Raw genomic sequence first — 10,988 nt, forward strand, 5'->3', positions numbered from 1 at the left:
CATGAGGACTCCCGCCACACCGACGGCAACCGTCCGCCGCCCCAGGACCTCCCGTTCCGCCCTGCTCCTCGTGGGCGCCGTACTCGCCCTCCTCCTGGGCGGCGCCGGAACCGCCTCCGCGCACGCCACCCTGAACCGCTCCGACCCGGCCGACGCCGCCCTCCTCAAGACGGCCCCGCAGCAGATCACCCTCACCTTCAGCGAATCCGTCAGCCTCTCCGACGGCTCCCTGCGCGTGCTGTCCCCGAAGAATCTCCGGGTCGACCGGGGAACCGTCGGGCACGCGGCCGGGAAGGGCGACACCGCCCGGGTCGGGCTGGCCGGGAAGCTGCCCGAGGGCACGTACACGGTCGCGTGGCGGGCCGTCTCCTCCGACAGCCACCCGATCTCGGGCGCGTTCACCTTCTCCATCGGCCGGCCGTCCGCCACCGCCGTCGCGCTGCCCACCGGCTCCCCGGACGACACGGCGGCCTCCCGCCTCTACAGCTTCTTCCGCTCCATCGCCTACGGCGGCTTCGCCCTGTTCGTCGGCGCCGCGCTGTTCACCCTCCTCCACCGGCCGGCCGGTACGGCACTGCCGCCACTGCGGCCCCTGCGCAGGCTGGTCCTGGCGGGCTGGACGGCGCTGTTCGCCTCCACTGCCGTGCTGTTGCTGCTGCGCGGCCCGTACGAGAGCGGCCGGGGCCTCACCGCCGTGTTCGACGTGTCGCTGCTGGGCAGCACCGTCGCGGGCCGAGCCGGGCTGGCCCTGGGCGTACGGCTGTTGCTGCTGGCCGCGGCGGGTGCGCTGCTGGCCGGGTTCGCCGCCCGGCCAGGCCGGGCGGTGCGGGTGACCGGTGCCCTGCTCGCCGTCGGCCTGGCCCTGACCTGGGCGGGTGCCGAGCACGCCTCCGCGGGGCTCCAGGTCCCGCTGGCGATCCCCGTCGCGGTGCTCCACCTTCTCGCCATGGCGGTCTGGCTGGGCGGTCTGCCCGCGCTGCTGGTCGTCCTGTTCCGGGCTCCCGCCGGTCAGGAGATCCCGTCAGCGGTGGTCACGCGGTTCTCCCGGCTGGCGTTCACCGCGGTCGCCGTGCTGGTCGCCACCGGCGTCTACCAGTCGTGGCGTCAGGTCGGTTCCTGGCAGGCCCTGTCCACCACCGAGTACGGCAGGCTCCTCACGCTCAAGGTCGTCGCCGTGGTGCTGGTGCTGACCGCAGCGTCGTTCTCACGCCAGTGGGTCGACCGGATCGTGCAGGACCGCGCGACGGAATCGCTTCCGGCGACGACACCGGAACTCAGCCGCGTGACGCAGACCGTCGGCGCCGGAGCAGCCCCGGGCGGGGACACGGCCGAGGGGGCGCGCAGCACCCACGAGCCACCGGCATCGCGTGAGCGTGCGGAGCCGCCGGACGCCCCCGACTCCGACCCGCACCGCCGTGCGCTGCGCCGGTCGGTCGCCGTCGAGGCCGCCCTCGGTGCCGTCGTCCTGGCGATCACCACGCTCCTGACCGGCACCCAGCCCGGCCGTGCCGCCGTGGCGAGCGCCGCAGCGGTCGAGGCGGCCCGGGAACCCACGGCCACGGTGGCGATGGTTCCCTTCGACGTCGGTACGCCGAACGGCAACGGCACGGTCCAGATCACCATCGCCTCAGGACGCGTCGGCGACAACACCGTGCAGGCCGTGGTGTACGGGCCCGACAAGGGCTTCGTCACCGTTCCCGAGCTGCGCCTCACCCTGACCCGGAAGGCCCAGCGGATCGGCCCGCTCGACGCCCGGCTCACCGACCGGCACGGCTACTGGGCCACGGACCGCCTGCGGCTGCCGCTGGCCGGCGTCTGGACGCTGCACGTCACGGTGCGCGTCACCGACATCGACCAGGTCACGGTCGCCCAGGACGTGCGCATCAGGCCGTCCCCCGCCTGACCGGCCGTCCCGGCCGACCCGGCAGTTCGGGCAGGCCGGGACGGCCGGCATGTCCAGGAGGGAAGTCACGACGGCGCCGGCCGGTCCGCACTGCTCGGACCGACCGGCGCCGCGCTGCCCATGAGTGCAGGTCAGCCCTGCGACGACGACGGAGGCGGCGTGCTGCGCCGCTTCACCAGCCACCACGCCCCGGCGACGAGAAGTGCCACCGCGGCGAGAACGACGCCGATGATCACGCCGGTCGAGCTGTTGTCGTCCTTCTGCGCGACCTCGGCGGTGGTGTCCGAACCGGCGCCCGTTGCCTCCGATTCGGTGGCGGACGGCGTGGGCGTCGCGCTCTCGACCGGGCTGGGGGAGGCGCTCACCGCTGTGGCGCCCGCAGCCGCCGCCTTCAGCTTCAGGACCGGTGCGGGCTGTTCCGACTCCGCTCCGCCGCTGGGCAGTTCGATCCAGCGGGAGACCGTGCCGTCGCTGTACGTCTCGACCGTCTTGAAGACGATCTGCTTGGCGTCCGGCAACTGCCGGACCTTGATGGTGTGTTCGGCGTCGACGCCGGCCTTCAGCGCTGGCCCGGCGACGCTGTATCCGTCGCCGGTGGCCGTCAGCTTCCAGCCCTTGGGGGCTTCGCCGAGGGTCACGTCAGCGGGGGCGATGCCCTCGGGCAGCACGATGCGCAGCCGGGTGAAGCCGGCCGTGCCGGACTCGGCCTCGGAGACGAAGCTGAGGGTGACGTTCTCGGCCAGGGCCTGCGGGGTGTCGGCCTCGACCTCCGCGTGGGCGGCGGCCGGTGCGGCCAGGGCGAGCGTGGCCGTCAGCGCGACGGCACCGGCGAGAGCGATACGGCGGCCGGCGCGGGCCACCGGGGTAAGGGGCATGGGTGTGGACACAGGGAACTCCTTGCAGGTACGGGAAGCACCGGTCCCGTAGCCGCCGGGACCGGAAGACGGACTGGAGGCGTTCCCGTCGTGGTGGTCCCCTGCGCACCACCGCGTGCTCCAGTACGTCGTCCCGTGGCGTCGCCGCCGTCTCGAAGGCGGCGCCCGGCCACCGGCCGGGCGGCGTGCACTCCGTGCGGCCGGTGGCGCGGACCGGGCGCAGCACCATCTGGGCCAGGGCCGCCACGGCAGCCCTGGCGACGGTGCCCAGCGCGGCGAGCGCGGCCGTCATCCGGGCGTCCGCCCGGCACAGCAGCCAGGCCACGACCAGCGCGGCGACCACGTGGACGGTGGTCATCGCCGCCCCGGCGTGGTGCCACGCGTGCCCGTCCCCGGCCTCGGCCGCGGTATGACCGGCGTGCATCGGGTGCCCCGGCATCGCCGCCGACGCGTCACCGTCCACGCGGGACAGGGCAAGGTGCAGCGCACCCTGCACGGCCAGCGTGCACAGGACGGTGGCGGCGGGCGTGTAGCGGCGGCGGGCCAGCGGCCAGACGGCCGTGAACTGGAGCACGGCCATCACCCCCACCGACCGCCAGGGCACCGCGCCCTCGGCGACCGCGTGATGGCCGAAGGCCGCGAGCACGGTACCGAGCACGGCGAACAGACCGGCCCGCACGCAGGTCCCCGCGCGACTGGTCCGGCCTGTCCCGGCACGCTCCTCGTGGCCGGTCACGTGATCACGTGGCACGGTCGTCCGTCATCCCTCACCGAGTGCCTGGGCGAGGCGCTCCGGGGATCGGGTGGCCGGGCGGAGGCAGACCAGGGCCATGGACACGCCGAAGGGACCGGCGATGCCCCACCGCGTGCCGGGTGCGGTCGGCCGTTCGTCGCGGACGAGCCGGGAGGGCGAGGTCACGGGCGTTCACCTTGTCGTATACGTGGCGTCGGACGGGGCTGTTCACAGGGGCAGGAAGGTGCCGGCGCGGGGGTGGTGGGCCAGGGGCGCGCCGGTGCCGGGTTCGCGGCACCGGGCGTGCGTGCCAGTATCCGGCGGCGGTGACGTCCCCGCTCTGCTGTCCCGACTCTTTCCGCAGGTCAGCAGTCGGCAAACGGACATGACAACGGTCACCGGTGCAGTCTTTGGCGATTCGCGGACGTGTGCGTTTCACTGCAGGCAAGGGACCCGTCGCGAGGGGAAAGACGTCAGCATGAGCGATCACGGCCACGGTCGCGACCACGGGCACGGCTCGGGGCACGCGCACGGCTCGGGGCACGCGCACGACGAAGGACACGGCGCGGGCGGGCATGCCGGGCACTCCCACGGCGTCTCGGCGGACGCCGACCGCCGCTGGCTGGCCATCGCCCTCACCCTCATCACCGCGTTCATGGCGGTCGAGGTCGTCGTCGGCATCGTCGCCAGTTCGCTGGCCCTCATCTCCGACGCGGCGCACATGCTCACCGACGCCGCCTCGATCGTCCTCGCGCTGATCGCCATGCGGCTCGCGGCCCGGCCGGCCAGGGGCGGGTTCACCTACGGCCTCAAGCGCGCCGAGATTCTCTCCGCCCAGGCCAACGGGCTGACCCTGCTCCTGCTCGGGGCGTGGCTGGCCTACGAGGCGGTACGCCGACTGGTCTCCCCGCCGCAGGTCGAGGGCGGCCTGATGCTCGCCACCGCGCTCGCCGGCATCGTGGTGAACGTGGCCGCGACCTGGTGCCTGTCCAGGGCCAACCGGTCCTCGCTCAACGTGGAGGGCGCCTACCAGCACATCCTCAACGACCTGTTCGCCTTCATCGGCACCGCGATCGCCGCGCTGGTCGTCGTCCTGACCGGCTTCGCCCGCGCCGACGCCATCGCCACCCTCGTGGTGGTCGCCCTGATGGTGAAGGCCGGCTACGGGCTGCTGCGCGAGTCCGGCCGCATCTTCCTGGAGGCGGCACCGGCCCACGTCGACCCGGACGCCCTCGGCGACAAGCTGGTCGCCGAGCCGCAGGTCGTCGAGGTCCACGACCTGCACGTCTGGCAGATCACCTCCGGCCAGGCCGCCCTGTCCGCGCACATCCTGGTCGAGCCTGGCGGCGACTGCCACGCCGTCCGCCGCGACCTGGAGGAACTGCTGCGCCACGACCACGGCATCACCCACACCACCCTCCAGGTCGACCACGCCCCCGCCCCGGTACTCGGGAGCGCCCAGCCCGGCGACCGCGACCTGCTCCCCCTGGACGCCGACGGCCACTGCGAGGAACCGCACGGCCCCGTCCACCGCGACGAACCACACGAACACTGAGCCGGCATGGGCGTGCCGGCCACTGCCTCCGACACCGCCGCCCCGGCCCGCTCCGCGGGGCCGGGCGACTGCGAGCATCACCGCCTGCGGCCCAGCAACTGCACCGCCCGGGACCGATGGCCGTTCATCGTGGCGACCTCGATCTCGTGCTCCTCCACCAGGTCGAAGTCCGCCAGCAGGGCGCGCAGGTGGGCGATGTCGTGGTGCCGGCAGACCGCACCGTCGTCCGTGGCGAAGATCCCGTACGGGGTGCCGAACCGCCGGGCGCGGGCGGCGTAGCGGGCGCGGTTCCGCTCGTCGTCCTGGAGGACGAGGTCGCTGACGTACAGCAGGCCGCCAGGGGCCAGGACGCGGCTCAGTTCGGCGACAAGCGCCCGCTGGGCATCGCTGTCAGGGATGCACGTCAGGACGGCGAACAGCAGGACGACATCGAAGGCCGCCGGGGCACAGTCCAGGTCCGGCGGAGACTCCAGGACGCGGAAACGCAGGTCGGGCCTCAACTCACGGCCCCGCTCGACCAGCGTCGGAGACAGGTCCACGCCGGACACATCGGAGAAACCGTGATCGCTCAACTCCGCCATGACACGGCCGTATCCGCAGCCGTAGTCCAGAACCCGGGCGTTCGCACCCACCCCTGCCAGCCGGCGGAGATTCACCGGATGGGTGAAGGTCTTCGTCGCGCCGACGCCGTCCCAGTACGCGATCTGACTGCCGGGATCCTCCATACGAGAGCAGCATACGGCCCTCGCCGAAGCCGCCCCCGACACAGGCCCTCGGCAGTGGGCTGCCCAGAGCCGGTCCCTGCGCTCGACGATGAAGTACAGGCTGGACGGGAACAATTCAGTTCCGTCGATTCAGCAGTTCTTTCGCGCGGTGGGCGAAGAGGTGGGCTTCGCGTTCGGTGGACAGCGCCAGGGCTCGCTCGGCGGTGGCCCGGACGATGACGGCGGGTTCACCGCGGGCCTCTAGCACCCGCGCCCGGAGCAGGAGCAGCAGGCCCTCGGCGTAGCGCTGGCCGTGGGTGTCGAGGGCCGAGTCGGCCCGGTCGAGGGCTGCGGCGGCTTCGTCCAACTCGCCGGCCATCAGCCACATTTCGCCGAGGAGGCCGTACCAGGTGGCGAGGCCGGAGCGTGGCGGGTCGGCCAGCGCCGCGGTGATCAGTCGTTGCGCCTCCGCCGCGGCGCCGGCCGGGTCCTGGCCGGTCACGGCGTGCGCCCAGCACAGCGCCAGCCGCTGGTAGCTGCCGAGGAAGACGAACGAGAACTCGGGGTCCAGGGCGCTCCCTCGCTCGGCCGTGCGCCGTGCCTGCGCGGCGTCGCCGGCCAGCGCCGCGGCCGTGCAGGCGAACGCGGCCCAGACGGTGATCACGTAGGGGTCGTCGTCGGCGGTGGTCTCGATCGTGTCGAACAGCGCCTGTGCGGTGGGGAGGTCGCCGTGCAGCGCGGTCATCAGCGCGAGCATGGCGGGCCCGAGCAGCCGCAGGTCGCGCCGGAGCGGGTCCTCCCGGCCCTGCGTCAGGGCGTCGAGCATGGTCGAACTGGTCTGGCTCAGGTACCGGTACGCCTCGCCGATGTTGCCGACGTCCCACTGGTGGATGCCCCACGCGTACTGGCCGTACGTGCGGACGACCGGGTCGGCGGATGCCTCGCCCTGTTCCAGCAGCCGCCGTGCCAGTCGTCCGGCGCGGTCGAGCTGGATGCCCTGGGAGTGGGCGGCCCAGCGGGAGAAGAGGAAGTCGGCGGCCTCCCGCTCCCGGCCCAGGCCACGTGCCACATACTCGGCCCGCTCCAGCAGTTCGAGCGCCGAACCGACGTACCCCGCCCGCATCCCGTCCACCGCGGTGAAGAGCGAGAGGGCGGACAGTTCCAGCTCCGCCAGGCCCGCAGCGCGCGCCACCTGCGCGGCGGACTGCAGCTGTCGTGCGGCGGCATCGAGTGCTGACTTTCCCGCCGCGCAGCGGCCCGCGCGTATCAGTGCGGTGGCGGTGCGGGCCGGGTCCGCGAGCGGGCCGGCGGCCCACAGGTGATGGGCGAGGCGCTCGTCGTCCGTGGCCGTGTGGTGCTCCAGCGCGTCCGCGACGAGCAGGTGCAGCCGGATCGCCCGAGGTGGCGATGTGGCTTCGGCGACGGACTCGCGGACCAGGTCGTGTGCGAAGCGGAACGAATGCGGGTCTCCGGGGGAGGGTTCGAGGAGGCCGAGTTCCTGCAGGGGTTCAAGGCGGTCGAGGCAGGTCGCCATGTCGAGTCCGGCGGCGCGCGCGAGCAGCGCGAGGTCGACGTCCCGGCCGATCAGCGCGGCGATCCGCAACAGGTGTCCGGTGTCGGTGTCCAGTCCGGCCATCCGGTCGCGAACGACGTCCCGGACGGTGGCGGGCACTCCGGTGCGTGCGGTGGCGGCCTCGGTGAGGACGCTGCGGTCGGCGAGGAGGCGGGACAGTTCCCGGACGAAGAAGGGGTTGCCCGCGGTGCGGGCGTGGATGTCGCGGGTGGCGCCGGTTCCGGGGTCCTGGCCGGTCTCCTGGCGGACGAGTTCGGCCACTTCGGCCGGGCCGAGCGGGTCGAGCCGGATCCGGCGGTGGCGGGGCAGCCGGCTCGCCGCGGCGAGCAGCCGTTCCAGCTCCGTGCCGGGTGCGGGCGCACGGTCGCGGAGCGCCCCGATCACGGCCGTGCCAGGCGGCAGGTGAGCCGTCAGGTGGCCGAACAGGTCGAGTGAGGCGGCGTCGGCCCACTGGAGGTCGTCGACGACGAGCACCACCGGCCGGCCCGCCGACACCCGGCCCAGGAGCGCGACGGTCTGCTCGAACAGGCGGAACCGGGTGCCGCTGTCCGGCAGTACCGGCGTGGTGGGAACGCGCCCCTGCGGCCCCAGGAGGCGGCCGAGTTCGCCGACGTGCCACTCCCGGCGCGCTGTGGCGGGCAGACTGCCGAGGATCGCGCCGACGGCCTGCACCCAGGGCCACATCGAGGGCGTGCCGTCTCCCTCCATACAGCGGCCCCAGACGACGAGTGCGCCGCTCCGGTGGGCCTCGGCGTCGGCCTCCTCAAGCAGGCGGGTCTTGCCCACCCCGGGTTCTCCCTCGACCAGGACGAACCCGGTGCCTGCGGCCAGCGCCGACGCCACGGCCTGCCGCAGCACCGCGAGCTCCTGGCCCCGGCCCACCAGGCAGCCGCCGGGCGGGGTTTCGCCGGCAGCGGCCGGCGGCCGTTCGTACGGCGGTTCCTCGGCCGGTGCCGGTGCCGGTGTCGGTGCCGGTGTCGGTGTCTGTTCCAGTACGCGCTGTTGTGCGGTCACCAGCGCCGGGCCGGGATCGATGCCCAACTCCTCGGCCAGCTGGGCGCGAACGGTCCGGAACACCGCCAGCGCCTCCGCCTGTCGGCCGGCGGTGGCCAGGGCGGTGACGAGACTCGCCTGCACTGTTTCGTGCAGCGGCGCCATCCGGGCGGCGAGATACAGCGAGGGGAGTACGCGCCCGGGCTGACCCAGCGACACCGCGAGTTCGGCCGCCGCGACGCAGGCGTCGAGGAATTCGCCGTCCAGAGCGGTGAACACTGCCATCGCGGTCGATCCGTGGGCGATTCCGTCACCGGCCGGACCGTGCCAGAGCTTCAGCGCCTGCACGTAGGAGTCGAGTGCGCCATGCGGCTGCCGCTCCGTGACGCCGGTTCTGGCTGTCCGGACCAGTTCCCGGAAGGTGACGACGTCGAGCATGCCGGGGGCGGCGGCGAAGAGGTACCCGTTGCCGCGGCGCTGCAGATACGTGCCGGTTCCGCGTGGGGGCAGGGCGGGTTCCAGCAACCGCCGTAGCGCACCGACGTACTTCTGGAGGATGTTGACGGCCGAGGCCGGGACGTCCTCGGCCCAGATCAGGTCGACCAGCTCGCTCATGCTGACCGGCTTGCCCGCCCCGGCGAGCAGCACCGCCAGCAGACACGCCTGCTGCGGAGGCCCCGCATCCAGTTCGACACCGTCCCGCCAGATCCGCAACGGACCGAGAATCTGCAGACGCACAGGCGCGCCGGGGGCAACCATGCCTGTTCCTACTCCTCCTCATGCCCGCCGGTCGAACGCGACCGGCCGCCGGGCCACGTGCTCCAGGATGTAGTCGGCGGCCTACGGCCATCCCTGTCAAGAGGAGAGCGATTCTCGCGGGACGGACGCCTACCTCTCTCCCGCCTTCAGGCGCTGGGCCGCCGTGTCGCCGCGCCGGCCGACCGGTACGACGCCCGTCGCGGCGCCGAGGCCGTACGCGGGCATGTCGACGTACACCGATTCGTAGGAGCCCGCCGGGACGATGAACGTCTCGTGCCAGATGCCCACATGGCCCTTCCCGGCGCGTGCTCGTCGGTTGAACGCCGCCCAGGCGGGCCGGTGCACCTTGTCCTGCTGGTGGGCGTAGGCGAGGAGCCGTTCCTTGTCGGACCAGTACTGGACGACGTAGAAGTCCCGGAGGCCGCCGTAGAGCACCTTGTAGCCGAGGAGCCCGCTGCCCTTTTCCTGTGACAGCTCGCGCAGCATGCGCGGCATCGACATGAATGCCGGCAGCCAGCTGGAGAATGCCCGCAGCCGGTTGATCCGTAGCCCGATGTGGAAGACTACGACGTCACCTTCGGCGGCGGCGGTGTTGCGGCCCGGAACCATTTTCTCGGACATGATCCTCCTCTGGTCCTCGTTGCGACGGTTCAGGTCATGGACGGACGAGTGATCGGGACTTTGAGCGAATGGCCCAGAAGTGGCTCAGCAGCCCGATGCCCCAGCCCAGAATCGACCACAAGGGCCAGAAGAAGTGGTGGGGTGTGAAAATCGCCCACACCACCACCTGGGCCACATTGGCGATGACGTACCAGAAGAGATGGATCAGCAGGCCCCGCCTCATGGCCTTTTCGCTCTTGTGCATTTTCCCTCCCACGGATCATCGGATCATCGGATCGATGCGCTTGCGGTGACCGGCGGTGCTATCGCGGGAGCGTCTGTTCCTGCACGGCCGTCTCGATGAGGGCCACCGTCGCGCCCGGCCGGGAGACGAACACCATGTGCGAGGCACCCTCGACCACCTGGGTCTTCGCGCCGGAGCGCTCGGCCATGAACTCCTGTGCCGCCGGTGGGATGATCCTGTCGGCGCCGCTGATCAGGTTGTAGTTCGGGATCGTGTGCCACGCCTGCGGACCGGCGGCCGGCTCGCCCAGAGCGGCGCCGGTGGCCGGACGTTGCGTGATCGAGTAGAGGGCGGCTTCCTCCGCGGACACGTCGGCCGCGAAATGGGGGTGGAAGACCTTGGGTTCGATGTAGAGGTCCACCTGCCCGTCGGGCAGCGGCACGGGCTTCAGGGACTCGCCCACCGTGCTGCCCGGGAACCGCTCGACCAGTGCCTGCGCGCTCTCGCCCGTCTCCGGCACGAACGCCGCCAGATAGACCAGCGCCTTCACGTTCGCGTTTCCCGCGGCGGCGGTGGAGATGACCGCACCGCCGTACGAGTGCCCGACCAGCACGATCGGTCCCTCGATGCTGTCCAGCAGTGCCCTGACGTTGGCCGCGTCAAAGGTGAGCCCTCGCAGTGGATTCGGCGCGGCGACCACCGGATGACCGTCGGCGACAAGCCGCTTGGCGACGGCGTTGAAGCCGCTGCTGTCGGCGAAGGCTCCGTGCACGAGCACGATCGTCGGATTCCCGCTCACCATGGACCAGCCTCTCCTTGGGACGACGGTCGGCACCGGAGGTGCGACCGCGGTGACCGTGGCGGGTGTGCGGATGAATTCAGCGAAGAACGACACGGCTCCGCACCCTCACGCCCGGCGCAAAGCTATGAGGCCGCACTGGACGGGAATTGAATGAGTCCGGGACCTGGTTCCGGATGGCCTCCACTGATCATTCAGTCGCCGTCAAGCCGCTTCGGCCAGTCTGAGCCCGCGGGGGACGGATGACTGG

At 72.4% G+C, this 10,988-nt stretch carries 10 protein-coding genes; 3 read left to right on the plus strand and 7 right to left on the minus strand.

Annotated elements, in window-relative coordinates:
• The first annotated feature begins 1 nt into the window (after nt 1).
• Nucleotides 2-1,903: a copper resistance protein CopC gene (locus ACFZB3_RS01655; protein WP_391367987.1), complete on the plus strand. Its 1,902-nt coding sequence runs from the start codon at nt 2-4 to the stop codon at nt 1,901-1,903.
• A gap of 131 nt (nt 1,904-2,034) precedes the next feature.
• Here the strand turns inward: ACFZB3_RS01655 and ACFZB3_RS01660 are convergent, their stop codons facing one another.
• Nucleotides 2,035-2,778, minus strand: coding sequence for a DUF1775 domain-containing protein (locus ACFZB3_RS01660; RefSeq protein ID WP_391369694.1), 744 nt, complete (start codon nt 2,776-2,778; stop codon nt 2,035-2,037).
• Between the two features lie 203 nt (nt 2,779-2,981).
• On the opposite strand from ACFZB3_RS01660, the gene ACFZB3_RS01665 reads away from it, so the two are divergent.
• Nucleotides 2,982-3,191, plus strand: coding sequence for a hypothetical protein (locus ACFZB3_RS01665; protein WP_391367990.1), 210 nt, complete (start codon nt 2,982-2,984; stop codon nt 3,189-3,191).
• A 347-nt stretch (nt 3,192-3,538) separates the two neighbouring features.
• Here ACFZB3_RS01665 and ACFZB3_RS01670 read toward each other — a convergent pair whose 3' ends face one another.
• Nucleotides 3,539-3,697 carry a hypothetical protein gene (locus ACFZB3_RS01670; RefSeq protein ID WP_391367992.1) on the minus strand — a complete coding sequence of 53 codons (159 nt, stop codon included), beginning with the start codon at nt 3,695-3,697 and terminating at the stop codon, nt 3,539-3,541.
• 292 nt (nt 3,698-3,989) lie between these two features.
• Here ACFZB3_RS01670 and ACFZB3_RS01675 point away from each other — a divergent pair, with 292 nt between their 5' ends.
• Nucleotides 3,990-5,066 carry a cation diffusion facilitator family transporter gene (locus tag ACFZB3_RS01675; protein WP_391367995.1) on the plus strand — a complete coding sequence of 359 codons (1,077 nt, stop codon included), beginning with the start codon at nt 3,990-3,992 and terminating at the stop codon, nt 5,064-5,066.
• Between the two features lie 77 nt (nt 5,067-5,143).
• Here ACFZB3_RS01675 and ACFZB3_RS01680 read toward each other — a convergent pair whose 3' ends face one another.
• The 5 genes from ACFZB3_RS01680 to ACFZB3_RS01700 form a co-directional block, all read right to left on the minus strand.
• Entirely contained in the window at nt 5,144-5,791 is a 648-nt protein-coding gene (locus ACFZB3_RS01680) for a methyltransferase domain-containing protein (RefSeq protein WP_391367997.1), read from the minus strand.
• Nucleotides 5,792-5,906: 115 nt separating this feature from the next.
• Complete coding sequence (locus tag ACFZB3_RS01685) at nt 5,907-9,095, minus strand: BTAD domain-containing putative transcriptional regulator (protein WP_391368000.1); 3,189 nt, start codon at nt 9,093-9,095, stop codon at nt 5,907-5,909.
• Nucleotides 9,096-9,224: 129 nt separating this feature from the next.
• Nucleotides 9,225-9,716 carry a monooxygenase family protein gene (locus ACFZB3_RS01690; protein WP_391368003.1) on the minus strand — a complete coding sequence of 164 codons (492 nt, stop codon included), beginning with the start codon at nt 9,714-9,716 and terminating at the stop codon, nt 9,225-9,227.
• Between the two features lie 34 nt (nt 9,717-9,750).
• Nucleotides 9,751-9,960, minus strand: coding sequence for a 2TM domain-containing protein (locus tag ACFZB3_RS01695; protein WP_391368006.1), 210 nt, complete (start codon nt 9,958-9,960; stop codon nt 9,751-9,753).
• Nucleotides 9,961-10,018: 58 nt separating this feature from the next.
• Complete coding sequence (locus ACFZB3_RS01700) at nt 10,019-10,741, minus strand: alpha/beta fold hydrolase (RefSeq protein ID WP_391368009.1); 723 nt, start codon at nt 10,739-10,741, stop codon at nt 10,019-10,021.
• Between the last annotated feature and the right edge of the window lie 247 nt (nt 10,742-10,988).

This window comes from Streptomyces sp. NPDC008092 (assembly GCF_042957285.1).
In the GTDB taxonomy this organism is placed as follows: domain Bacteria; phylum Actinomycetota; class Actinomycetes; order Streptomycetales; family Streptomycetaceae; genus Streptomyces.

Bases quoted from the DNA above. Each gene is read 5' to 3' on its own strand.
- ACFZB3_RS01680 (WP_391367997.1), bottom strand. From the start codon at position 5,791: ATGGAGGATCCCGGCAGTCAGATCGCGTACTGGGACGGCGTCGGCGCG.
- ACFZB3_RS01655 (WP_391367987.1), top strand. From the start codon at position 2: ATGAGGACTCCCGCCACACCGACGGCAACCGTCCGCCGCCCCAGGACC.
- ACFZB3_RS01695 (WP_391368006.1), bottom strand. From the start codon at position 9,960: ATGCACAAGAGCGAAAAGGCCATGAGGCGGGGCCTGCTGATCCATCTC.
- ACFZB3_RS01685 (WP_391368000.1), bottom strand. From the start codon at position 9,095: ATGGTTGCCCCCGGCGCGCCTGTGCGTCTGCAGATTCTCGGTCCGTTG.
- ACFZB3_RS01660 (WP_391369694.1), bottom strand. From the start codon at position 2,778: ATGCCCCTTACCCCGGTGGCCCGCGCCGGCCGCCGTATCGCTCTCGCC.
- ACFZB3_RS01700 (WP_391368009.1), bottom strand. From the start codon at position 10,741: ATGGTGAGCGGGAATCCGACGATCGTGCTCGTGCACGGAGCCTTCGCC.
- ACFZB3_RS01690 (WP_391368003.1), bottom strand. From the start codon at position 9,716: ATGTCCGAGAAAATGGTTCCGGGCCGCAACACCGCCGCCGCCGAAGGT.
- ACFZB3_RS01675 (WP_391367995.1), top strand. From the start codon at position 3,990: ATGAGCGATCACGGCCACGGTCGCGACCACGGGCACGGCTCGGGGCAC.